Raw genomic sequence first — 24,195 nt, 5'->3', positions numbered from 1 at the left:
GAAGAAAATACCCTTACCACAATCCCGAATATGTAAATTTTGGAATTATATTTTATTCACCTTTTGGGTACATACCCTGAATTGGATAAAGGGCTGGACAGGCCAGCCCCTACATAATGGTTTGTCAATCCGGGAACCATATAAATATAAGGAAGAAAATACCCTTACCACAATCCCGAATTTGTAAATTTTGGGATTAGATTTTACTCACTTTTTGGATACATACCCTGAATTGAATAAAGGGCTGGACAGGCCAGCCCCTACAGAGTTGGCAAAAACAAATTCCCCTTAAGACCTATCTTTCTTCAATAAAATATCTTAAAATAGACTCAAAAGAAAGATGAAAAAGGAGAACATCATGCAAGATTGGATCATCCTATCGCCCAGTAAGGAAATGGACTGGTCCTTGGGAGACCAGGCCCCCTACCTGGACCCAAGTGGCAAAAAAATAATTAAGAAACTAAGAAGCCTAAGCCAAGAAGTCTTAACCAAATGTCTGGGTCTAGACCAAGACCTGGGCAAAAAAATTTACCAGGCCTACCGGGATATTGATAAAGCCCAGGCCAAGGCGGCCATAGACCTCTATCAGGGTCTGGTCTTTCGGCAAATTCCAAGAGACCTGGCCCTATCAGACTTTGGCCGGGACCACCTCTTAATCCTGTCGGCCCTCTATGGTCCTGTGGGGCCCCAAATCCCCATCAATCCCTACCGCTTGGATTTTACCAAGGCCCTGGAAGTGGAAGGGGAGGGTCTGAAAAGTCTGCAAAAGAAAAATTATACAAGAAAATTAGCCGGCAGCCGGGTCTATAACTTGGCCTCTCAGGAATTTGCCCAAAGGATTGATCAAAAGTCCCTGGCATCCTGGGTAGACATCAGCTTTTACAAGACCTGGAAGGACAAGAAAAAGGCCCCTTCAGCCACGGCCAAAAAATTAAGGGGGCAATTGGCCCGGCATATCCTGGCCCGGGGATCTCTGGATATGGAAGTCTTTGAGGACTTTCAATTTGAAGGATATCATTTAAATCCGGACTCCAGCCAGGAAAACTTAATTTACAGCCTAGATGGGGAAAAGAAGGGTAAAATTTTATAAATAAAGTCTTGACTTTTCCCTGGACCTTGGGTATACTCTTATATGTTATGAAACCGCAGACAGTAGGTAACCATAAATCCTACCGAGGTGAGAATAAAGATATCTTTATGATTTGATTTTTTATCTCATTGTGTCTGCGATGAGATTTTTTTTATTTTATAGAAAACCTAGGGAGGTGAAGCCTTGAAAGAGGAAGTACTTCAATCAAAAGTTGCCTTAGTTGATGAAATTAAAGGTAAAATTGAAAATTCCCATTCGATTGTTCTTGTTAACTATCGTGGTTTAAATGTGGAAGAAGTTACTGAATTACGTGCCAAGTATCGTGAAGCAGGGGTTGATTATAAGGTTTACAAAAACACTATGATGCGCCGTGCTTTTGAAGAACTAGGCCACGAAGAAATCGGTGAATTCTTAAAAGGACCTTCAGCCATAGCCTTTGGTACCGAAGACCCAGTAAGCCCAGCAAAGATCACTGCTGACTTTGCAAAAGACCATGAAGCTTTGGAAATCAAAGCTGGTTTCATGGATGGCACTGTAATGGATCAAAAAGCTATTGAAGATCTTGCAAAACTACCATCGAAAGAAGAACTTATTGGAAAATTCCTTGGTGGCTTAAACAGCCCACTCCAAGGATTTGTCAATGTCATGAATGGAACGTTAAAGGGATTTGTTGTTGCATTAAATGCAATTGCAGAAAAGAAAAAAGAAGAAGAAACGGCTTAATAGTCTAGGAGGGTAAAGAATGAGCGAAAAAGTACAAGCACTTATTGAAGAAATTAAAGGTTTAACAGTATTAGAATTAGCAGAAGCTGTTAAGGCTATGGAAGAAGAATTTGGCGTAAGCGCTGCTGCACCAGTTGCAGTTGCAGGTGTTGCTCCAGCTGCTGGCGGAGCTGCAGGTGCTGCTGAAGAAAAAACTGACTTTGATGTTGTCCTTACTGAACCAGGACAAGAAAAAGTTAAGGTTATCAAAGTAGTTAAAGACCTTACTGGTCTTGGACTAAAAGAAGCAAAAGCTTTAGTTGATGGAGCTCCAAAAGCTATTAAAGAAGGCGTTCCACAAGCAGAAGCTGACGAAATCAAGGCTAAACTTGAAGAAGTTGGCGCAACTGTAGAAGTAAAATAAATAAAATCTCTAAGGGGGCCTAGGGCCCTCTTTTTTTGTAGGCAAAAGTCTAAGATTCGAGAATTTTATCCGGAAAAGACTAGGCAAAAACCCCAGGCTGGTGTAGACTAAATTTAAGAAGATACAAAAAATACCGGGAGGTTAGGATGTTAAAAATTGAAAAATTAGTCAAGGCCTATGGGGACAAATTGGTCCTTCACGGCATTGATTTGGAAATTAAGCCGGGAGAAATTTATGGCTTTATCGGTAAAAATGGTGCAGGAAAAACCACCACCATTAAGTGTGTCATGGGGCTTTTGGACTATGACCAAGGCAATATTTTCATTAATGGTATGGACACGAAAAAAGACCCCTTGGCCTGTAAGCAAATTTCTGCCTACATACCAGACAATCCCAGGCTCTACGAGTTTTTGACAGGGGCTGAATACATTAACTTTGTGGCGGACATCTATGGGGTCAGTGAGGAAGACCGGATGGACCGGACCCTCCGCCTAGCCAAGGTCTTTGACTTGACAGGGGACCTGGGGAGTAAAATTTCTAGCTATTCTCATGGGATGAAGCAAAAGTTGGCCATTATTGCCGCCTTGGTCCATGATCCCAAGCTCTTGATTTTGGATGAGCCCTTTGTAGGCCTGGATCCTACAGCTACCCATTTTTTAAAGGAGCTCTTCCAAGAAATGGTGGCCAATGGAGCGGCGATTTTCTTTTCCACCCACGTCTTGGAGGTGGCTCAAAACCTCTGTCATAAGATTACCATCATCAAGGATGGAAAAATTGTCAAGGAAGGGGCCACCAAGGATGTCATCCAGGATTCTTCCTTGGAACATATCTTCTTGGAGTTGATGGGCTATGATCACTAAAAAATTAAAAATCCTTCTAGGATTGGAGCTGAAAAGAATTTTGAAAAATAGCCGGTCTTCCACCAAGAGGATCAGCTCCATGGTTATGATGGTCCTGGTGGGCTTGGCTATGGTCTTTTACTCGGCCCTTTTTACCATGATCTTGGTGACGTCCAACCACAGCAAGGAACTAGCCCTGACCTTTGGCTTGGTCCTAAGCCTGTTGACCTTTTTTACGGGGATTTCCAATGGCAACAAAAACCTATTTTCCAGGGATGAATTTGAGATCCTCTACCCCATGCCCCTGGGAGAGGGGGATATTTTAATGGCCAAGTTTATTGGCATCTACCTGGACAGTCTTTTTTATGCCTTTGCCATCTTCCTCATCCCCATCGTTTGGTTTGGGGTTATCCATGGGCCCCTGGCCTTTATCTTGAACCTCTTGTCGGTCTTGGTCCTACCTATCCTTCCCACCTTTTTGGGGGTTCTTTTGGCCACGCAAATTTCCAAGACCTTCCGCTTCCACAATACCAAAACCGTCCTCCAGGTCTTGGGGACCGTCCTCTTCTTTGGCATTTACATTTTCATTATGACCCAGGCAGACAAATATGGTGACCAGGTTCTAGCCCTTTGGTCCCGCTTGTCCTGGGGATTAAGGACCTACTACCTGCCCTTGCGGTTTTTTGATCAGGTCTTTAGCAACCAATCCTTCCTGGGCTTTTTGGCGCTTTTTGTCCTGACGGCCCTCTTACTTTTGCTCTTGGGCTATTTCATTATCCGCAACTACATCCACAACTTTTACAAGGAAGCCGGGGCTGGCCCCAGGGAAAAGAAAAAAGCCGTAACTTTTTCCACCGGGTCCAAGCTGCAAAGCCTCTATAAAAAGGAAGTCAAACACTATTTTTGGCGGACCAACTATGTCAGCAATACTATTTTGTCCCCCATTCTTATCCTGGGACTGGGAGTGGCGGCCTTTTTCATCAAGCCGGACCAGGTTTTCGGCCAAATCTCGGGGAGCCTTCCGGGCCTTGACCTGGCCGGGATTGCCTCTTATATCCTGGCCTTTGTCTCGGTGAATGCCCAAACCACCTATTGCAGCCTGTCCTTGGAAGGGGAAAATTTTGAAATCTTGGAGGCCATGCCCCTGACCTTTAAGGACCTGGTCTTACCCAGGGTGCTTTTGGGGATGACCCTGGCCCTGGGGCCCATTCTCTTTACCAGCCTGGCCTTTGCCTATGTGGGGCAAGTGGGGATTATCAATGGCATTTTCATGGTTTTGTCTGGAATTTTGGCCAACCTCTTTGGCAATCTTGTAGGAATTTATTTTGACCTCATGACCCTAGACCTGGATTGGAAAAATGACCTGGAGGTCATCAAGCAAAGATTTTCGGGCATCCTCATGTCTTTGGCCATGGTCCTACCCATGTTTATTAGTTGGATCCTAACCACGCTTTTAAACATAAAATTTGTCATTCCCACATCTTTGATTATGTGCCTGTCCTTTATGGCCAGCATCGCCATTGTCTACCTCATGCTGGAGGGGGCCAAGGACCGGGTCAAGCTTTCATGAGACAAAAAAAGAACCCTGCCTCAAGGCAAGGTTCTTTTTCTTTATGGTCGAGATGACAGGATTTGAACCTGCGACCCCATGTCCCCCAGACATGTACGCTACCGGACTGCGCTACATCTCGATAAAAGTATTATAGCATAGGTCCTTGGCATTATGCAAGAGAGTCTTCCCACTAGTAGGCAGGTTTTTATAAAAACAAGTTCAAAAGTCCGGAAAGAAAAATCTCTTAAGGGCTTTTGTCTGGGTCCCAAAACTGGTAAAATAGGAAGAAGTGAAAAGAGGTGCCCTATGCGTAAAAAAATCGCCTTGGCCCTGGCAATGATCCTTTTGGCCCAGGGGCAGGTCCTTTATGCAAAAACGGAAAAAACAAGTCCGCCGGCCCAAGAACCGGCTAAAATAGAAGCAGTCATTCCACCGGAAGAAGTCCGAAACCAGGATTTTTTGGTTCCAACCAGCCAGGGAGTCCTGCCTGGAAACCTAAAAGAAGCCCAAATCATCCAAGAGCTTTCAGTCAAGCCCCTGACAGAATTGGCCAGCCACTACCTGGTTGGAGATTTTGACTCAGGAACCATCCTGGAAGGCCACGAAATGAACCAGGTGGTGGCCATGGCCTCCACATCAAAACTCGTGAGCCTCTATGTGGTCTACGATGCCATCAAGGCCGGGAAAATAAAATTGGAAGACCCGGTAGTGATGGATGAAGAAGTAACCCAATTAACCGGGTCCACCTTTAAGTCCAAGCTTGGAGACCAGTTTACAGTAGACCAACTGATTGATGCAGCCCTGATTATTTCTGGCAATGACGCCATTACCGCCCTGGGGAAAAAAGTGTCCGGGTCCACACCGGCCTTTGTCCAAGCCATGAATGAAAAGTGCCAAAGCCTAGGCTTGACCCATGCCCATATGATTAACCCCCACGGCCTAACCGACTACGCCCTTGGGGACTACAATAAGATGACCGTCCAGGAAATGTTTCAACTGGTGAGACATCTCTTGAAGGACCATCCCGACATTATCAACCGGTCCAAAAAACCCCTGATTGATAATTTAAACCGGGGATTTTTAGCCTACAACACCAACCCCCTTTTGGGGATTGTCAAGGGAGTTGACGGCTTGAAAACCGGCTACACCAATGCCGCCGGTCGCTGTTTAGTGGCCACAGCCCTGACCCCGGCCATCCAGGGAGTTACAGAACCCATGCGGTTGATTTCCATCACCATGGGGTCCCCGACCAATATGGACCGCTTTGTGGTGGCCAAAAGACTCATGGACCACAGTCTCAAGACCTATTCAAAAAGAGTCCTGGCCCAGTCTGACCAGGCCATGGCAAAAGTTCCAGTCATTGACGGCATGGAAAGAGAAGCCGAAGTCTACCCAGCCAAGGATCTGGCCATGGTTTGGGACGCCCGGGAAAAATTGACCCGGAAGCTGGACTTGAAACCCTTGACGCCACCCCTAAAGGCCAAGACCAAGGTGGGCCAAGCCCTCTATTATAAAAATGGCGAATTGGTGGCCAGCCTGCCCTTGGAGATTCGGAAGGACCTTAAACAGGAAAACATCCTGGTCCGCCTCCAAAAGGGTCTCTACCAGGCCTTTTTGCAAATTGAAAAAATCTAGTAAAGTCACAGGTTTATATGCTATAATAGTATAAGTAAATGGACCTGTAGCTCAGGTGGATAGAGCAGTGCCCTCCTAAGGCACGTGCCGGGGGTTCGAATCCTCTCAGGTCCACCAAAATAAAAAGACCGTATCAAGCCTTGAAATTTCAATGCTTTACGGTCTTTTTTTGTCTTTATTTTCCATTTATAGTCGGTGTATCACTATCTTAGCTTTTAAGAAATCATGAAGTTAAGAACCAGGAAGTCGAACATAGAAGAGGGCCTGCATTATGGTAGGTCTCTCAAACTGCTAGCAGTTATTTTGATCCATATTGCCTTATTTCCGGTCTAGGTGGACCATTTTTTTGGGGTCTAGAATTCGGTCAAATTCTTCTTCTGTCAAAAGGCCCAGGTCCAGGCAGGCTTCTTTGAGGGTCTTGTTTTCAGCATAGGCCTTTTTGGCAATTTTAGCGGCATTTTCATAGCCTAGGTAGGGGTTTAAAGCCGTAACCAACATCAGGGACTTGTCCAGGTTTTCTTGGATTTTTTCCCTGTTGGGCTTGATCCCTTGGGCGCAATGGAGATTAAAACTCTTTAGGGCATCGGCCAGGAGCCGGACGCTTTGCAAAAAGTTATAGGCAATAAGAGGCATGTAGACATTGAGCTGGTAGTTGCCCTGGGATGCAGCCATGGAAATGGCGGTGTCATTCCCCATGACTTGGACGCAAACCATAGTCAGGGCTTCTGCCTGGGTGGGGTTGACCTTGCCAGGCATAATGGAAGACCCGGGTTCATTAGCAGGGATGGTAATTTCTCCAATACCACACTTGGGGCCTGAGGCCAGCATCCGGACATCATTGGCAATTTTCAAGAGGTCACAGGCCAGGGCCTTGATGGCTCCGTGGACAAAGACGATTTGGTCCTTGCTGGTTAGGGCATGGAATTTATTTTTTGCCGATAGGAAGGGGTAGCCAGACTTTTGGCTAATTTTTTCTGCCACCAGGTCTGCAAAACCCTCTGGGGCATTGAGTCCTGTTCCTACGGCAGTTCCTCCTAGGGCGATTTCCCTAAGTCCTGCCAGGGAGTCTTGGATCATGGCCTTGGAGACTTCCAACATCCGGGACCAGGCGCTGATTTCTTGGCCCAGGGAAAGGGGAACGGCATCTTGGAGGTGGGTCCGGCCGGTTTTGATAATGTCCATATAGGCTTGAGAAAGCCCATCAAAGGTGGATTTCAGCTCTTCTATGGCGGGGAAGAGCCTTTCTTCTACAGCCAGGAGGCTACTGATATGGAGGGCGGTAGGGAAGGTGTCATTACTGGATTGGGACCGGTTGACGTCGTCATTGGGGTGGAGGAGGTCTTGGCCCAAAATTTCATTGGCCCGGTGGGCAATGACTTCATTGACATTCATATTGCTCTGGGTGCCAGACCCTGTTTGCCAAACCACCAGGGGGAAGTGGTCATCCAGGCTGCCGGATAAAATTTGGTCACAGACCTCTTCAATGGCCTGGGCTTTTTTTTGGTCCAAAAGGCCTAATTCGCAATTGGCCTGGGCGGCAGCATATTTTAAAAGGGCAAAGGCCTGGATGATTTCCCGGGGCATTTTTTCTTGGCCAATTTTAAAATTTTCATAACTTCTTTGGGTTTGGGCAGCCCAGTACTTGTCCTTGGGAACCTTGACTTCGCCCAGGCTGTCGTGTTCGATGCGGTAGTCCATTATTTTCTCGCCACCCCATCCTTGATGGCCTGGTCTGCCACGGCCTTGGCCACATGGTCCGCTACTGCCAAGTCAAAGGCATTGGGAAGGATGTAGTCTTCATGTGGGTCTTGGACGGCATCGGCAATGGCGTGGGCAGCAGCCAGTTTCATATTATCTGTAATCTTCCGGGCGCGAACATCTAGGGCTCCTCGGAAGAGGCCTGGAAAGACGGAGACATTGTTGACCTGGTTGGGGAAGTCGCTGCGGCCGGTACCACAAACCCGGGCTCCTCCAGCCTTGGCTTGGTCGGGATAAATTTCTGGTACGGGGTTGGCCATGGCAAAGACAATGGCATCCTTATTCATCTTTTCCACCATTTCCTTGGTTACCAGGCCAGGACCGGAAACCCCAATAAAGATATCTGCCCCAGTTAGGGCTTCTTCCATGCCTCCTTGGACATGGTGAGGGTTACATTGGGCCAGGAGTTTTTTCCGGTAGGGGTCGTCATAATAGTCGGCATCCAAAATTCCCTTTCGGCCAACGAAGATGACATCTCGTGCCCCTTCAAGGCTTAAAAGATGGAGGATGGCCATGCCAGCTGCTCCAGCTCCACTCATGACAATCCGGACCTCTTCTAATTTTTTCCCCACCAGCTTTAGGGAGTTGATCACAGCGGCCAAGACCACAATGGCTGTACCGTGTTGGTCGTCATGGAAAACGGGAATGTCCAGTTCTTGGCTCAGTCTTTGTTCGATTTCAAAACACTTGGGGGCCTTGATATCTTCCAGGTTGATGCCGCCAAAACAGGGCTCAATATTTTTTACCGTTTGAATAATTTCTTCTGTATCCTTGGTGGCCAGGCAGATGGGAAAGGCATCTACATTGGCAAAGTTTTTAAATAGGATGGACTTGCCTTCCATGACAGGCATACCTGCCAGACCGCCAATATCTCCCAGGCCTAAAACAGCTGTCCCGTCAGAAACGACAGCCACCAAGTTCCACTTCCGGGTCAGGGCATAGGCTTGGTCCGGGTCTTCTTGGATGGCCAGGCAGGCTTGGGCTACTCCTGGAGTATAGGCCAGGGCCAGGGCTTGGGCACTGTCGGCCTTGGTTCTGGCTTTGATTTCTAACTTACCTCTTAAATCTCTGTGAAGCTGCATGGCTTCTTTTTTGTTGTCCATGGTTCCCCCTTATACATTGATTGGAAAATAATTTGCTTAAGTAGATTATAGCATAGAAAATCTTGGGCTTTTTAAGATTTTTTATAAATTTAGCCAAGAAAAAGCCGGGCTAGGCCCGGTTTAGTCTTTCGAAATTTTAATTCACCCGGTTGGGAAGGTCCTTGCCTTGGGCCAGGGCCAGGAGGTTGTCCCGGGCATTTTCTCCCATTTCCATCCGGGCGGCATAGGTGGCATTGCCCAGGTGGGGAGACAGGACCACTTGGTCCATGGTTAAGAGGTCAGGGTGGACCTTGGGTTCAAACTCATAGACGTCCAAGGCGGCTCCGGCAATTTTTTTCTCCTTCAAGGCTTGGACCAGGGCTTTTTCATCTACAATGGGTCCCCGGGAGGCATTGATGAGGATGGCAGACTCCTTCATTAACTCCAGGGCATCCTTGGAAATCAAGTGGTGGAGTTGGGGTTGGTAGGAGAGGTGGAGACTGACAAAGTCGGATTTTTGTAGGACTTGGGCTAAATCCAGGTATTTGAGGCCCAGGTCTTCCAGGTCGCTTTTCCGGGTCCTGGAAAAATAAACCACTTCCATGCCAAAGGCCAGGGCTCTTTTGGCTAGTTCAGACCCAATATGACCCAGGCCAATAATGCCCAGGACCTTGCCCTTGACTTGGTGACCCAAAAAGAAGGTGGGCCGCCAGCCTTGGAAGTCTCCTTGGCGAACCAGCTTGTCTCCGGGAATGAGTCCCCGGGCTGCTGCCAAGAGGAGGCTGAAGGTCATCTCGGCTGTAGATACAGCCGAAGAAGGGGCCGGGGCATTGGAAACGGCAATGTTTTTATAGGCGGCATACTTGGTGTCGATATTGTCAAAACCGGCGCCGTAGTTGGCCACCAACTTTAAATTTTCTCCTGCATCTAAAATTTCCCGGTCAATCTTGTCGGAAAGGGGGCACAAGAGGGCGTCGACATCTTGGATCCGCATCTTGATTTCTTCTGGAGATAGGGGCTCCAGGGAATCGTGGTAGTCTATGGTATAAACTTTGGCTAAATCGTCAAAAATTTCTTGGGGTATCCGGCTCGTAATTAATAATTTCATAAGGACCTCACTTTCTCTTTCTAGTCTACCACATTTTCCTGTAGAGGGGGAGACATTCATGCTATAATGAAAAGACCAAATACAAAGGAGGTTGACATGTTTAGCAATGCGCAAATCTACGGCCAATTGGCCCTGGGGTTGGTCTGTATCCTGGTCCCCCTTACGGGCATGGTCTATTTAAATATAAGAAAAAATGCAAGGATTAAGTATGCCCTAGCCGGGGCCTTGGTCTTTTTTTCCTTTGCCCTAGTTTTAGAAAAGATGCTTCATGCAGTGGTTCTGCCCCATATTGACCGGGAGAATCAAGTCTGGCTCTATGTCCTTTATGGGGCCTTGGCAGCGGGAATTTTTGAAGAAATTCCCCGTTATTATGTCCTGAAACTCATGGACCAGAAGAAAGGTTTGGGGACCTATGACGCCCTCCAATATGGCCTGGGACATGGAGGGTTTGAAATGACCATCCTGGTGGGTCTAACGGGGATTAGCCAGTTTTTCTTGGAGAGAAAGGTTAATGCCCTGGGCTTGCCGGCCATCTTAAAGGACATTCCTCCGGCCTACCATGGCCAGGTTAAGGAGACCATCCAGGCCCTGGCCTCCATCCAGGGGGTCCAAATGATCCTGCCTTTGGTGGAAAGGATCTTAGCCCTGAGTTTCCACTTGGCCATGGCCCTTTTAGTCTATTTTATTGTCCGGGGATTTTTGAAAAAATCAGCCCTGGTTTTAGCTATAGGTCTACACTTTCTCATGGACCTGCCAGCTGTGCTCTATCAAGTGGGCCTGGTGAAAAACCTCCCGGCCATTTATGCCGGCTACTTGGTTATGGTCCTGGCCATCTTTTACTGGCTCAGCCGGGTCTATAGGAAAAAGGCAGGGGAAGTTTTGCAAGAGAAGGAAGGAGGGGTGGATTATGACCATGACCATGGAAAGCTTTGAAGAATTTTTACGGAGCCAGGGGGTGGCAGATGCCCTTTTGACAGAGGTTAAGGCCTTTCGGGAGGAATACCCCCGGGAAATGGAAGACCGGATTGGGACCTTAAACTATAAATTTTACGGAGGGGTAGTTTGGACCCAGGCCATCCTGGCCCTATTGGAAGGGGCCCACCTCCTCCTGTCGGGGCCCAAGGCCACGGGGAAAAATGTCCTGTGTGAAAACCTGTCCTTCCTCTTTGGCCGACCCCAATGGACGGTTTCCTTGAACATGACCAGCGATGCCCATGGCCTGGTGGCCAGCGATACCTTCAAGGATGGGGAAGTAGTTCTCAAACCGGGGCCTGTCTACCAGGCAGCCAGGTATGGGGGTTTTGGAGTCCTGGACGAAATCAACATGGCAAAAAACGAGGCCCTGTCCGTTATCCATTCAGCCCTGGATGACCGGCGGATTTTAGATATTCCGGGTTACGACCTCTTGAGGCTCCATCCTGCCAGCCGTTTTTTGGCCACCATGAACCATGGCTACCTGGGAACCCGGGACCTAAACGAGGCCCTGGTGAGCCGGTTTTTAGTCTTGGACATGCCGGCCATCTCTCAAGAAGATTTGATTAAGATCCTCATGGACCACACTGGGATCCATCGAGACCCGGCCCAAGCCTTTAGCCAGCTCTTTATGGACCTGCAAGAAAAAAGTCTCCATGCAGAAATTTCCTCCAAGGCCATTGACCTAAGGGGACTCCTTTACGCCCTCCAACTTATGAAAAGGGGTCTGGGAATTTTTCCAGCCCTGGACCTGGGCCTGGCCAACAAGTGTTTTGATACCTATGAAAAAGACCTGGTCCAAGATACCATCAAGACCCTCTTTAGCCAGGACATGAAGGGGCAGGATTTCTTTGACTAGGCAAGAAGGGGACCAAGTCAGGGAAGACAACGTCCTTTGGACAGTGGCCGGGACCTATGAAAGCCTGCCCAAGGACCGGCTGGTTTCCCAGGGAGGCCTGGTCTATAGCAATAGCCTGGAGGGTTTGATTTATAAATACTATGATGGGAAAAAACTTCTACATTTTTTCCGGAGCCGGGTTTATTCCGGAGACCATGACCGGGACCTAAGGGTCCTGGCCCAGCTTTATTTTGACTACCAACTCAAGGACCTGATGGAGGAAGAAAGACCCGGGGCCTATGCCCATCGTCTATCCTACCTGGAAGATGTAAAGGAAAAGTTGCAAGAAAAAAGGGACAAGACCTTTCAGGAGGAGGTTTTGTATGCCTACATCCAGGCCCTGGACGGGGGCTTGGAGGCTGGGTCTTTCTATGAAAAAATCCTAAAAGACCTTATGAAAAAAAGTCCCCTGGAAACGGACCAGGCCATCCGGGACTTGGAAAAAATTTATCGGAGCCTGGCCTGGAAGCGGGAAGCAGGACCTGGACAGATTTCGCATTCTCAAGAAGGCTGGAAAGAAAAGTCCCAGGCCAGGAAAGACCAAGGCAAGGATGCAAAAATTCTTTCGGCCCAAGACAAGGTCAAGGAAACAGACTCCCTGGAAAAATATACCATTGAAGCAGCAGAATTTACCGGCGTCCTCCTAATGGATGAAGAGGTCCAGGCCCTGGAGGAGGCAGCTGGGGACCCGGGTCAGTCCCAAAGTCCCTTTGACCCCAAAATTCATGAAAAAGTCATCCAGCACTATGGTCAAGCCTCCCAGGAAGGGAGTCGACTTTTGGCCCTGGAAGAGAAAATTTGTCGGGGCATCCACCAGGGCATCCGCCTCCACAGGACCAAGGGCCACTATCTCCAGGATATGAAGTCCTGCTACTACCAGTCCCTGGCCCAAGACCAAGAAAAGAAAAACCTCCAGGCCTTTCAAGACAAGGCCACCATTTATCGGAGAAACATCAACCAACTAAAGAGTCTTTTAAAAAAGACCCTCTTGGACCAAAGCCAAGAGGACAGTCAAAGGTCCAGGTCCGGAGACCTGGAAGCGGCCTGGGTTTGGCAGGAAGTTGTCTTGGACAACCACCAGGTCTTTCGAAACCACCTGGCCCAGGAGCCGGGGCAGTTTACGGTAGACCTTTTAATGGATGCCTCGGGGTCCCAGGAAGACCACCAGGAAGATGTGGCCATCCAGGCCTATATCCTGGCCCAGGCCCTGGTGGCCCTCCACATTCCCACCCGGGTTTTGGGCTTCCACAACCTCTACAACTATTTAGTCATAGAAGAATATCGGGACTACCAGGATGGAATCCAGGAAAACCGGCAGATTTTTCGCTACCAGGCCACCGGGTCCAACCGAGATGGCCTGGCCCTGGCCTACCTCTATGAGAGTATGAAAAAAGATCCCAACCGGCAATCTCTCCTGGTGGTCTTAAGCGATGGGCGACCCAATGACCGGATCCACCTGGGCCTGTCAGCTGACCAGACAAGTCCCGGCCTCAACTATGAAGACCAGGAGGCCCTGGAGGATACAGCCCAGATGGTTTTAAATCTCCGGCTGAAGGGAATCCAGGTCCTGGGAGTCTTTACCGGCCAGGAAGAAGACCTGGCCAAGGAGTTGAAAATTTACGGAAAAGACTTTGCCTATATCAAGGACATGGACCGGTTTTCCATTGTTGTTGGAAAATTTTTTAAAAGCTTTGTGGAAAGATGGAGATAATTTTTCCAAATTGGGTATAAGGACAATACAAGGTCTTAAAATAAGTTAAGACCCATGTCTTGAGTAAAGGAGGAAAAATTATGTCGATTATTGAAAAAGGGCAAAAGGCTCCGGAGTTTGATTTAACCAACCAAAGAGGAGACCATGTTAAACTATCGGACTACAAGGGAAAATATGTCCTATTGTCTTGGCATCCCCTGGCATTTACTCCTGTTTGCACAGACCAAATGAGAGATCTTGAAGCCAACTATGGCTTCTTCACAGACCACAATACAGAAGTTTTGGGTATGAGCGTAGACCCCCAACCCTCGAAAAAGGTTTGGGCAGAAACCCTGTGTTTGAGTAACTTAAACATCCTTTCAGACTTCAAACCCCTGGGAGAAGTTTCTAAGGCCTATGGAGTTTGGCAAGAACATTCCGGATCTTCCGGCCGGGCCGTTGTCCTAGTTGGACCCGATGGAACCGTTCTTTGGTCCCACAAGTATGAAGATTCCATCAAACCAGACATTGAAAAAATTAAAGAAATTGTCAGCCAATGTAAATAATGTAAATAAAGATAAAAACGTGTAGGAGGTATTTTCTCCTACACGTGTTTATTGGCTTAAAAAGTCTTCCCATTGGTCCATGGCCTGGGCCAAGAGGTCTTCTAGATCTTGGCGTTTTTTGGACAGGGCCATGGTCTTGTCCAGGTCCTGGTAGAGGTCCGGGTCGGCCAGGTCTTGGTCCACCTGGGCCAGGTCCTTTTCCAGTTGGTCAATTTTTTCTTCCAACTTGGCCAGGTCTTCCTTTTCTTTTTTTCGATTTTTTTGCTCTTGCCGTTCCCGGATTTGTTCCCTTTTTCGACTGGTCTTGGAGGGGCCGCCATCAAAGGCCAGGTCCTCTTCCTCCTTGGTTTTTTCCAGGTAGTAGTCATAGTTGCCTAAAAATTCATGGATTTGCCCATCTTCCAGGGCCCAAATCTTGTTGCTGACGGCATTTAAAAAGTAGCGGTCGTGGCTAATGGTTAAGATGGTTCCCTCATAGAGTTTCAGGGCATCTTCTAAAATTTCCTTGGAGTCCATATCCAGGTGGTTGGTGGGTTCGTCCAGGATTAAAAAGTTGGCTTCAGACAGCATGAGCTTTAAGAGGGATAGGCGGCCCCTTTCTCCACCGGAAAGTTCCTCTACAGTCTTGAACAAGTCATCTCCCACAAATAAAAACTTGGCCAGGTAGGACCGGACCTCATAGTGGGTCAGCTTGGGGTATTGGTCCCAAAGTTCATCCATAACGGTCTTGTTTAGGTCCAGGTCGGCTAATTCTTGGTCAAAATAGCCCAGATGGACATTGGCACCCAACTGGATGGATCCGGCAGTCAAGGGGACCTTGCCCAGGATGGCCTTGGCCAGGGTGGACTTGCCGGTGCCGTTGTCGCCGATGAGGCCTACGGAATCTCCCTTGTAGAGGTTGAGGTTGACCCCCTGAAAGAGGGGGCGGTCATAGGACTTTTGAGCATCTTGGACCCGTAAGACATCTTGACCACTTTGGACCTTGGTTTCAAAGCGGAGGATGGTTTTTTTGGCCTCCAGGGGGGCGTCCATTTGCTTCATCTTATTCAGGAGCTTTTGCCGGGACTGGCCCTGGCGGATGAGCCGGGCCTTGCCCATATTGGTAAAGCGCTTGATGATTTCTTCCTGGCGCTTGATTTCTTTTTGCTGGTCTTGGTATTGCTTGCGGTAGAGGTCCAGGTCCAGCTTGTGGCGAGCCTGGAAGTGGGTGTAGTTGCCCTGGTAGACTTTTAATTGCTGGTTTTCCAGGTGGAAGATTTTTTTACAGACCTTGTCCAGGAAGTAGCGGTCGTGGCTAATGACCAGGACAGTGGCCTGGAGGTCGTTAATGGCCTTTTCTAAAAATTCAATGGTCTTGACATCCAGGTGGTTGGTGGGTTCGTCAAAGAGGTAGACGTCATAGGGGGTCAAGAGGATTTGGGCCAGGCCCAACCTTGCCCTTTGACCACCAGACAGGTCCTGGCTGTCCATGGACCATTGGTCCTGGTTAAAGCCCAGGCCTGTTAGGACACCCCGGATCCTTGACTCATAGCTGTAGCCGTCCATCTGGAGAAATTTTTCCTGGAGGTTGGCATAGCGGTCCATGAGGTCTTGGAGGTCCTCCCCATGGGCATGGGCCATGGCAGCTTCCATTTGGTGCATGGTCTCCTGGAGCCGGAAAAGCGGGGCAAAAATTTCCAGGCAGGAGTCGTAAACTGTCCCGGAAAAGGACATATGTTGGGATAAAAGTCCAATCTTCAGGTCCTTCATCCGGTTGATTTCTCCTGAGTTGGGACTTAAATTTCCCTTGATTAATTGAAATAAGGTGGTTTTCCCGGACCCGTTATTGCCTACCAGGCCGACCTTTTCTCCTGGCTCCAGGACAAAGTCCACCTGGTCCAAGATGGGGTCGACGACATAGGCATAGGAAACCTTGTGAAATGAAATTTGTGCCATGCTTTGCTCCTTTCCTTCATTTATTGTATCAAAAATTGAGAAAAATCGGTATATCCTTGACAAAAAGACTTTAAAAAAAAGGAAAAATCGGATATACTAAATTAGATAGAATATTATTTATTAATAGGAGGGAAAAAATTGGCAAAAGAGATAAAAAAAGTATCAGATATTGTTATTCGACGGCTACCAAAGTATCATCGCTACCTGTCCGATCTTCTGGACCGCAACGTTGATCGCATTTCCTCCCAAGAACTAAGTGGACTTACAGGCTTTACGGCCTCGCAAATACGCCAAGATTTGAATAATTTCGGGGGTTTTGGCCAACAAGGTTACGGCTATAATGTTCAAGCCCTACATACAGAGATTGCCAAGATTCTTGGTATCGATAAGACATATAGGGCTGTAGTTGTTGGGGCAGGTCGACTGGGGTCAGTTATTTCAACCTATTCTGGCTTTAAGGCCTCGGGCTTTGAAATCCTGGCCATGTTCGATAAAAATCCGGAAAAAGTAGGCAAGGTTATTGACGGTCTCAAGGTCTATTCCTTGGATGACATGGCGGACTTTATCAAAAAGAACAAGGTGGAAGTGGGGATTATCACAGTACCCAAGGATGGGTCCCAAAAAATTGCTGATGACTTTGTTGCTGCGGGAATCAAAGGGATTTGGAACTTTGCCCCTGTAGACTTGGTGGTACCGGAAGATGTCATTTTGGAAAGTGTCCGTTTAAACGATAGCTTATTGACCCTGTCATACTATCTAACGGAAAAGAAATAGTAGAAGCTCTCCCTGGGAGAGCTTTTTGTCATTTAGGAAGAGTAACGATGAAGATAAAAACAAGTATGGACCTGGAAAAAACCCTTTTTTGCGGGCAATTCTTCCGGACCCAGGCCCTGGATGGGGGCTACCTGGTTTACTTTAAGGACCAAAGGATTTGGGCCCGACAGGGAGAGGGCTTTTTAGAGGTCCAGGGTCCAGTGGCAAGAAGGGATCTGGAGGACTTTTTTGACTTGAACCGGGACTACCAGGCTGTGGAAGAGACCCTAGCAAGTCACGAATTTTTACGGCCGGCTTTGACGGCTGCCTCAGGAATCCACATCTTGAGGCAGGACCCCTGGGAGGTGGTGGTGGCCTTTATTATTTCAGCCAACTCCAATATTCCCAGGATTCGTAAGTCTCTCTTTGCCCTTTGCCAAAATTATGGGATTAAAAGACAGGACCAGTGGGGGACCTATTACAGCTTTCCCAGGCCCCAGGACCTGGCCGGGGTTTGCCGGGAGGACTTTCGAGAAAAAATAAAGTTGGGCTACCGGGACCAATACCTGGTCAAGACTACCCGGCAGATTTTAGAGGGCCAGGTGGACTTGGAGGCCTTAAAGGAAACTAAGGACAAGGACCTGGCCATGAAGGAACTAAGGAAACTCAGTGGGGTGGGACCCAAGGTGGCCCATTGCATCCTCTTGTTTGGCCTCCACAACTGGCAGGGCTTCCCGGTGGATGTTTGGATGAAACGGGCTTTGAAAAAGCACTTTCCCAAAAGTGGAGAAAAAGACTATGAGGCCTTGGCCCAGGACCTTTTTGGCCCCTATGCTGGCTATGCCCAGCAGGCTCTTTTTTACCATGCCAAGTTAAATCAAATGGAGGGTTGATATGCAGGCAAATCTTGTAAATATGCTGGCTATTTTTATCGGTTGCAGCCTTGGCCGCCTGGCGGGAAGGTTTATGGATAAAAAGCTGGAAGATTTTTTAATGACAGCCATGGGCTTGGCCGTCCTCTACCTGGGCATTGACATGGCCCTAAAAACCCAAACAGCCCTGGTGGTGATCCTGTCCCTGGTTCTTGGTGGAATCCTGGGGACCAAGCTGGATATTGAAGACCGGCTCTATGGCTATGGCAACAAGCTCCAAGCCAAGTTGGCCAAGGATGGGGGACCAAACTTTGCCACAGGTTTTATCGGGGCCAGCCTGCTTTTTTGCATTGGGTCCATGTCCATTGTAGGGTCTCTCCAGGCGGGCCTGGAAAAAAACTACGCCACCCTTTATGCCAAGGCCATCTTGGATGGAACCATCTCCGTGGTCCTGGTCAACACCCTGGGGCCAGGAGTCTATGGGTCTTTGGTAACTGTGGGCCTCTACCAGGGGGCCATTGTGGTTTTTTCAAAATTCATCGACCCCTTACTGACTCCAGCTGCCCTGGCAGATCTAACAGGTCTAGGGGGACTTTTGATTATGGCCATTGGGATCAACCTCTTGGGCCTGAAAAAAATAAAGGCAGGAGATATGTTGCCAGGCCTTCTAATCCTCTTGGTCTACCATATTTTTATCCTGGCTTAAATTTTTTTTAGAAGAGACTTGAAAAGAAGAAAAGAATGGGTTATACTAGATACAGATGGTTAGCAACAAAGGACTTAGAGTGCTAACAAGTATAAGGAGGTTAAAAATGTTAAAACCATTGGGAGACCGCGTGGTCCTAAAAAAAGTTGAAAAAGAAGAAAATGTCACAAAGAGTGGACTTGTTTTGCCATCCAGCGCAAAGGAAGAATCCAATATTGCAGAAGTTCTTGCAGTGGCAAATGAAATAGACAAAGATGAAAAAACAGCCGGCCAATTAAAAGTTGGAGACAAGGTTGTTTACTCAAAGTATGCCGGATCTGAATTTGAAATTGACGGTGAAAAAGTCATCGTTATCAAATACGAAGATATCCTAGCAGTTATTGAATAATTAAGGAGGTTTTTTGCATGGCTAAAGAAATTAAATTTAGAGAAGATGCAAGAAATGGTCTTGTGAAAGGGATCAACCAACTTGCAGATACAGTTAAGGTAACCTTGGGGCCCAAGGGACGGAATGTTGTATTGGATAAGGAATTCGGCTCCCCCCTTATTACCAATGATGGGGTTACCATTGCTCGTGAAATTGAATTTGAAGATAAGTTTGAAAACATGGGGGCCCAATTATTAAAAGAAGTGGCCATTAAGACCAATGATGTAGCTGGAGACGGAACTACAACAGCAACCCTTCTTGCCCAATCCATCATTCGTGAAGGCTTAAAGAACCTGGCAGCTGGTGCCAACCCCATGATCCTGCAAAAGGGAATCCAAAAGGCAGTTGACAAGACTGTTGAAGAATTAAAGAGATTTTCCAAAGAAGTAGACACCAAGGAATCCATTGCCAACGTTGCAGCCATTTCCTCTGCCAATGAAGAAACAGGCCAATTAATTGCCCAAGCCATGGAAACAGTAGGCAAAGATGGGGTTATTACTGTAGAAGAATCCAAGTCCACAGGCACAACCCTTGAAGTAGTAGAAGGGATGCAATTTGACCGGGGCTATGTTTCTCCCTACATGGTAACAGACTCTGAAAAAATGGTTGCTGAACTGGAAGACCCCTATATTTTAATTACCGATAAAAAAATTACCAGCATCCAAGACCTGCTTCCAATTTTGGAAAAATTAGTCCAATCTGGCAAACCTCTTGTCATCATCGCTGAAGACATTGAAGGCGAAGCTATGGCAACTCTTGTTTTAAATAAATTACGGGGAACCCTAAACGTTGTTGCTGTTAAGGCACCAGGCTTTGGAGACCGTCGTAAGGAAATGTTAAAGGACATTGCTGCCTTAACTGGTGGTCAAGTTGTCACTGAAGACTTAGGCCACGACTTAAAAGAAACCACTGTGGACATGTTGGGTCGGGCAGCCAAGGTTCGGGTAGAAAAAGACCTGACTGTCATCGTTGATGGTGCTGGAGACAAGGCAGCCCTTGAAGACCGCATCACCCAAATCCGGACCAGCATGGAAAATTCCGACTCTGAATTTGACAAGGAAAAACTCCAAGAACGTCTGGCAAAATTATCCGGTGGTGTTGCCGTTATCCGGGTAGGAGCAGCTACTGAAATCGAATTAAAAGAACGCAAACTTCGGATTGAAGATGCTCTTGCAGCTACTCGTGCAGCAGTGGAAGAAGGAATTGTTCCAGGTGGTGGAGTTGTTCTTCTGGACAGTATTCCTGAAGTGGAAAAACTTTTGGACCAAACGGAAGGCGACGAAAGAACTGGTGTTAGCATCATTGTCCGTGCCTTGGAAGAACCCATGCGGATGATTGCTGAAAATGCTGGAGTTGAAGGATCCGTTATTGTTGAAAAAGTACGCGCCTTGGATCCGGGCATGGGTTACAATGCCTACAACGGCGAATTTATCGACATGGCCAAGAGCGGAATCGTGGACCCAACCAAGGTTACTCGGTCAGCCCTTCAAAATGCAGCAAGTGTTGCATCCATGATCCTAACTACAGAAGCAGCTGTAGCCAATGTAAAATCAGACCTTCCAATGCCAGGCATGGGCGGAGCACCAGGCGGCATGGGCGGAATGGGTATGATGTAATCAAATTTAAAGACCAAAGAGGCCTCCTAGAGGGGTCTCTTTTTTCTTGTGGGGAAATAAAATGACAAGAGCTCGGAGAAGAAAAAAATTTTCGTAGGGACTTTTTCTGGGTATATATAATAAACAGGTCAAAACTTATAAAATATTAAGGGGATAAATTTGAAAAAATGACTCGATTTTTCTGCAGGGGGAAAACCCCTCAAAGATTGCTAAAATAGCAATAAAAGGCTGGTTTTTCATTGACAAAAATGGGCCCAAGTGATACCCTTATATAAGTTAAGTGTACTCGATAGGTACAAATTGATAGTTTATACAAATTTCAAATAGAGAATAGAAGGTCGCAAGGAGGAAAGTGATGACGAAAAATTTACTCACAGTAAAAGATCTCTGTGCTGGTATTCCCGGGCAAGAGATTATTAAGGGGATTAATTTAAAGATAAATTATGGGGAAATCCATGTAATTATGGGACCCAATGGGTCAGGGAAGTCCACCCTGGCCAATGTTTTGATGAACAACCCCCAATACAAGGTAAGCAAGGGGGACATTCTTTTGGATGGAGAAAGCATCCTAGCAGACACTACGGATGTAAGGGCCAAGAAGGGGCTCTTTATGTCCTTCCAAAACCCGGTGGAAGTTTCGGGCCTAACTGTGGAAAATTTCTTAAGAGCATCCAACCAGGAAATCAACCAAGAAAATATTGGGATTATTGATTTTCATGAAAAGTTACTGGACTATGCCGATGTCTTGGAAATGGATGAAAAATACCTGGACCGTTATCTAAATGTGGGTTTTTCCGGGGGAGAAAAGAAGAAAAATGAAATCTTGCAACTCCTGACCCTGAACCCCAAACTGGCCATTTTGGATGAAACTGACTCAGGCCTTGATGTGGATGCTGTGCGGGTTGTATCCAAGGGGATTGAAAAATTCTTATCTGAAAAGAACTCTGTTTTAATCATCACCCACCACAATGAAATTCTAAACAATATCCCCATTGACCAAGTCCATGTCATTATGGATGGAGAAATTGTCAAAGATGGAGATGAGTCCTTGATTCATGAAATTGAAGCAAAGGGATTCGGTTGGATAAAGGATGAGGTAGACAATGAACAAAAGAAAGAAGACTGAAATCCAAGATTTTGACCGCGGGATCTACGATTTAAAGAATAAGGTCAACTACCGGGACAAGATGGAAAACGGCATTAGCGAAGACATCATCCGGAAGATTTCTGCCAAGAAAAAGGAGCCTCAATGGATGCTGGACTACCGGCTCAAGGCCCTGAAGCTTTTTAACGAATTGGAAAATCCCACCTGGGGGCCGGATATTTCTGAAGTGGACATCAACAAGATTACCACCTATATCAGCCCCGATGCAGACCTATCTGTGGACTGGGATGATGTGCCGGAAGACATCCGGAACACCTTTGATTCCTTGGGGATTCCTGAAGCGGAAAAGGACCAATTTCTATCTGGTGTTGGGGCCCAATATGACTCGGAAGTGGTCTACCACTCCATGCAAAAATATTTAAAGGACCAAGGGGTTATCTATACGGATTTTGATACAGCCATTAAAGAGCATGAAGACCTGGTCAAGGAATATTTTGGTCGGGCAATTTCTCCAGGCTTGCACAAGTATGCTGCTCTCCACTATGCTGTTTGGTCCGGGGGATCTTTTGTCTACGTTCCCAAGGGGGTTAATGTAGATGTGCCCCTGCAATCCTACTACCGGTTAAATGCACCGGGAGCGGGTCAATTTGAGCACACCATGATCATTGTAGAAGATGACGCCTACTGCCACTTTATTGAAGGCTGCTCGGCGCCCAAATACAATGTCTTAAACATCCATGCTGGAGCAGTGGAAATCTTTGTTGGGAAAAAGGCCACCTGTCGTTTTTCCACCATTGAAAACTGGTCCAGGAACATGTACAACTTAAATACCAAACGGTCCATTATCCAAGAAGACGGAAAGATTGAATGGGTTTCTGGGTCCTTTGGGTCTCGGGTGTCCTATCTCTACCCGGCAAGTATCTTGGTAGGGCCTAGAGCATCTGCGGAAATGACGCAAATTTCCTTTGCCGGTCCGGGACAAAACCTGGATACCGGGGCCATTATGATCCATGCTGCACCGGACACCAAGTCCTATGTCAACTCCAAGTCCATTTCCAAGGGCGGGGGCATTTGTTGCTACCGGTCCCTGACGGAGATCAAGGAAAATGCCCATGGGTCCAAGGCCTCCTCTTCTTGCGAGTCCTTGATGCTGGACAACCAATCCAGGGCCGATACCATTCCTGTCATTAAAATTGAAAACAAGGATGTGGATTTTGGCCATGAGGCCACCATTGGCCGGATTGATGACTCGGTCATCTACTATCTCATGACCCGGGGTATCAGCGAAGAAGAAGCGAAATCTATGGTCGTTCGCGGGTTTGCAGAGCCCGTGGCCAAGGAACTTCCCATGGAATATGCCGTAGAAATGAACAACCTGATTAATATTGAGCTTGAAGGAAGCATAGGCTAGGAGGAAGTATGGAAATATTAGGAAATAAATTAGCCTATAGGACCTATAGGCATACAAAAGTAAATGAAGTAACCATTGACTTGCCGGAAATTAAGCCCCAAGCCTTTCCCCTGGAAAGCACAGGAAGCTTTGAAGACCGGCCGGAATTGGAAGGCTACACCTATGGCGTGGCCCAAGAGGCCCTGGACCTGAACCGGACCCAGGGGAATGTCTACCGGAAGTACCTGGCAGACAAGGGCCAAGTCAAGGCCAGCCAAACCATCCACTTAACCACCAGTGATGACTGCCCCCAACTTTTAGACACCCATGATATTATCGTGGAAGAAGGGGGAAAATTAAGCCTGGTTTTATCCTACAAGGACCAAGGACAGGTGGAAAAGTTTAGAAATTCTTTGATCCGGATTATTGCCAAAAAGGCAGCGGAAGTCAATGTTTATATTATTCAAAAGGAAGACAGGTCCATGAGCCTGGAAAGTGTGGTTGTTTTGGCGGAAGAAAGGGCCAAGGTCCGCTTGCGCCAATACGAAATGGGTGCCTTGAAAAATTATATGAACACCCAGGTGGAATTGCTGGGCCAAGAGGCAGATGTGGACATTAAGAGCATCTACTTCGGCCATGAAGAGGACCAGCTTAACATCCTCTACCATGTCAACCACCACAAGCCCAAGACCAAGGCCAACCTTGTTATTAATGGGGCCTTGATGGACCAATCCCAAAAAAATCTAAAGACCACCCTGGACTTTAAAGAAGGCAGCGGAGGATCCCAAGGTAGCGAAGAGGAATACACTGTTCTTTTAGACGACAGTGTCTTAAATATTTCAGTGCCGGTTCTTTTGTCTCATGAAGATGATATTGCCGGCAACCATGCTGCATCCAGTGGGGAAATTGATGCCGACCTGCTCTTTTACCTAAAGAGTCGGGGCATTGACCACCAATTGGCTGAAAGCCTCATTGTAGAGTCCAAGTACGCCTCCACCATTGACCTTTTAAAAGATCAAGAAGAAAAGGATGCGATTTGGGAGTACTTTAGAAACAAGATGAACAAACGATAGAG

22 protein-coding genes, 2 tRNA genes and 1 other annotated feature are annotated in these 24,195 nt (G+C 47.3%); of the genes, 19 read left to right on the top strand and 5 right to left on the bottom strand.

The annotated features are described in order from the left end of the window. Window positions 1-358 precede the first annotated feature (358 nt). From BQ7400_RS06250 to BQ7400_RS06230, 5 genes are all read left to right on the top strand, one after another. A complete protein-coding gene (locus BQ7400_RS06250) occupies window positions 359-1,090 on the top strand; it encodes a YaaA family protein (RefSeq protein ID WP_072469816.1) in 732 nt (243 codons plus the stop codon). A 35-nt stretch (window positions 1,091-1,125) separates the two neighbouring features. After that, window positions 1,126-1,251 (top strand) — a sequence feature (ribosomal protein L10 leader region). 22 nt (window positions 1,252-1,273) lie between these two features. Beyond that, entirely contained in the window at window positions 1,274-1,813 is a 540-nt protein-coding gene (gene rplJ / locus BQ7400_RS06245) for a 50S ribosomal protein L10 (RefSeq protein ID WP_034437455.1), read from the top strand. A gap of 19 nt (window positions 1,814-1,832) precedes the next feature. Further along, window positions 1,833-2,216, top strand: a complete 384-nt coding sequence (gene rplL, locus BQ7400_RS06240) for a 50S ribosomal protein L7/L12 (protein WP_034437456.1) — start codon at window positions 1,833-1,835, stop codon at window positions 2,214-2,216. Window positions 2,217-2,362: 146 nt separating this feature from the next. Then, complete coding sequence (locus BQ7400_RS06235) at window positions 2,363-3,076, top strand: ABC transporter ATP-binding protein (protein WP_072469815.1); 714 nt, start codon at window positions 2,363-2,365, stop codon at window positions 3,074-3,076. Beyond that, window positions 3,066-4,625 carry a hypothetical protein gene (locus tag BQ7400_RS06230; RefSeq protein ID WP_072469814.1) on the top strand — a complete coding sequence of 520 codons (1,560 nt, stop codon included), beginning with the start codon at window positions 3,066-3,068 and terminating at the stop codon, window positions 4,623-4,625. The genes BQ7400_RS06235 and BQ7400_RS06230 overlap by 11 nt, the downstream gene beginning before the upstream one ends. Before the next feature lie 44 nt (window positions 4,626-4,669). On the opposite strand, the gene BQ7400_RS06225 is transcribed toward BQ7400_RS06230, so the two are convergent. Beyond that, window positions 4,670-4,746: transfer RNA gene (locus BQ7400_RS06225), tRNA-Pro, on the bottom strand. Between the two features lie 167 nt (window positions 4,747-4,913). On the opposite strand from BQ7400_RS06225, the gene BQ7400_RS06220 reads away from it, so the two are divergent. Beyond that, a complete protein-coding gene (locus BQ7400_RS06220) occupies window positions 4,914-6,242 on the top strand; it encodes a D-alanyl-D-alanine carboxypeptidase family protein (RefSeq protein WP_072469813.1) in 1,329 nt (442 codons plus the stop codon). Window positions 6,243-6,282: 40 nt separating this feature from the next. Further along, a tRNA-Arg gene (locus tag BQ7400_RS06215) sits at window positions 6,283-6,359 on the top strand. 201 nt (window positions 6,360-6,560) lie between these two features. Here the strand turns inward: BQ7400_RS06215 and fumC are convergent. The 3 genes from fumC to BQ7400_RS06200 form a co-directional block, all read right to left on the bottom strand. Continuing rightward, on the bottom strand, window positions 6,561-7,940 hold the full coding sequence (gene fumC, locus BQ7400_RS06210; protein WP_072469812.1) for a class II fumarate hydratase: 1,380 nt from the start codon (window positions 7,938-7,940) through the stop codon (window positions 6,561-6,563). Beyond that, window positions 7,940-9,103, bottom strand: coding sequence for an NAD(P)-dependent malic enzyme (locus BQ7400_RS06205; protein ID WP_072469811.1), 1,164 nt, complete (start codon window positions 9,101-9,103; stop codon window positions 7,940-7,942). Before BQ7400_RS06205 ends, fumC begins: the two co-directional genes overlap by 1 nt. A 136-nt stretch (window positions 9,104-9,239) precedes the next feature. Beyond that, complete coding sequence (locus BQ7400_RS06200) at window positions 9,240-10,190, bottom strand: NAD(P)-dependent oxidoreductase (RefSeq protein ID WP_034437468.1); 951 nt, start codon at window positions 10,188-10,190, stop codon at window positions 9,240-9,242. Window positions 10,191-10,286: 96 nt separating this feature from the next. On the opposite strand from BQ7400_RS06200, the gene BQ7400_RS06195 reads away from it, so the two are divergent. The 4 genes from BQ7400_RS06195 (at window position 10,287) to BQ7400_RS06180 (ending at window position 14,316) form a co-directional block, all read left to right on the top strand. Beyond that, window positions 10,287-11,123, top strand: a complete 837-nt coding sequence (locus BQ7400_RS06195; RefSeq protein ID WP_034437471.1) for a YhfC family intramembrane metalloprotease — start codon at window positions 10,287-10,289, stop codon at window positions 11,121-11,123. Continuing rightward, window positions 11,098-12,021, top strand: a complete 924-nt coding sequence (locus BQ7400_RS06190; protein WP_219306812.1) for an AAA family ATPase — start codon at window positions 11,098-11,100, stop codon at window positions 12,019-12,021. The genes BQ7400_RS06195 and BQ7400_RS06190 overlap by 26 nt, the downstream gene beginning before the upstream one ends. Beyond that, entirely contained in the window at window positions 12,014-13,771 is a 1,758-nt protein-coding gene (locus BQ7400_RS06185) for a vWA domain-containing protein (protein ID WP_034437473.1), read from the top strand. Before BQ7400_RS06190 ends, BQ7400_RS06185 begins: the two co-directional genes overlap by 8 nt. Before the next feature lie 80 nt (window positions 13,772-13,851). After that, window positions 13,852-14,316, top strand: coding sequence for a redoxin domain-containing protein (locus BQ7400_RS06180; protein WP_034437474.1), 465 nt, complete (start codon window positions 13,852-13,854; stop codon window positions 14,314-14,316). A 48-nt stretch (window positions 14,317-14,364) separates the two neighbouring features. Here the strand turns inward: BQ7400_RS06180 and BQ7400_RS06175 are convergent, their stop codons facing one another. Beyond that, complete coding sequence (locus tag BQ7400_RS06175; RefSeq protein ID WP_072469810.1) at window positions 14,365-16,251, bottom strand: ABC-F family ATP-binding cassette domain-containing protein; 1,887 nt, start codon at window positions 16,249-16,251, stop codon at window positions 14,365-14,367. 138 nt (window positions 16,252-16,389) lie between these two features. On the opposite strand from BQ7400_RS06175, the gene BQ7400_RS06170 reads away from it, so the two are divergent. From BQ7400_RS06170 to BQ7400_RS06135, 8 genes are all read left to right on the top strand, one after another. Beyond that, on the top strand, window positions 16,390-17,025 hold the full coding sequence (locus BQ7400_RS06170; RefSeq protein ID WP_052098715.1) for a redox-sensing transcriptional repressor Rex: 636 nt from the start codon (window positions 16,390-16,392) through the stop codon (window positions 17,023-17,025). 47 nt (window positions 17,026-17,072) lie between these two features. Next, a complete protein-coding gene (locus BQ7400_RS06165; protein ID WP_072469809.1) occupies window positions 17,073-17,897 on the top strand; it encodes a DNA-3-methyladenine glycosylase family protein in 825 nt (274 codons plus the stop codon). Between the two features lies 1 nt (window position 17,898). Then, window positions 17,899-18,582, top strand: coding sequence for a DUF554 domain-containing protein (locus BQ7400_RS06160; RefSeq protein WP_072469808.1), 684 nt, complete (start codon window positions 17,899-17,901; stop codon window positions 18,580-18,582). A gap of 106 nt (window positions 18,583-18,688) precedes the next feature. Then, window positions 18,689-18,970, top strand: coding sequence for a co-chaperone GroES (locus BQ7400_RS06155; RefSeq protein WP_034437477.1), 282 nt, complete (start codon window positions 18,689-18,691; stop codon window positions 18,968-18,970). A gap of 17 nt (window positions 18,971-18,987) precedes the next feature. After that, window positions 18,988-20,625, top strand: a complete 1,638-nt coding sequence (gene groL / locus BQ7400_RS06150) for a chaperonin GroEL (RefSeq protein WP_034437478.1) — start codon at window positions 18,988-18,990, stop codon at window positions 20,623-20,625. A gap of 355 nt (window positions 20,626-20,980) precedes the next feature. Continuing rightward, entirely contained in the window at window positions 20,981-21,751 is a 771-nt protein-coding gene (sufC, locus tag BQ7400_RS06145; protein WP_072469807.1) for a Fe-S cluster assembly ATPase SufC, read from the top strand. Beyond that, complete coding sequence (gene sufB / locus BQ7400_RS06140; protein WP_072469806.1) at window positions 21,729-23,141, top strand: Fe-S cluster assembly protein SufB; 1,413 nt, start codon at window positions 21,729-21,731, stop codon at window positions 23,139-23,141. Before sufC ends, sufB begins: the two co-directional genes overlap by 23 nt. An 8-nt stretch (window positions 23,142-23,149) precedes the next feature. Continuing rightward, window positions 23,150-24,193 (top strand): SufB/SufD family protein, encoded by a 1,044-nt coding sequence (locus BQ7400_RS06135; protein ID WP_072469805.1) that lies wholly within the window; start codon window positions 23,150-23,152, stop codon window positions 24,191-24,193. Window positions 24,194-24,195: the final 2 nt, after the last annotated feature.

This window comes from Urinicoccus massiliensis (assembly GCF_900120405.1).
Lineage (GTDB): Bacteria > Bacillota > Clostridia > Tissierellales > Peptoniphilaceae > Urinicoccus > Urinicoccus massiliensis.
Note: the sequence above shows the minus strand (reverse complement) of the source record. Positions and strands in the feature narration are given on the sequence as shown.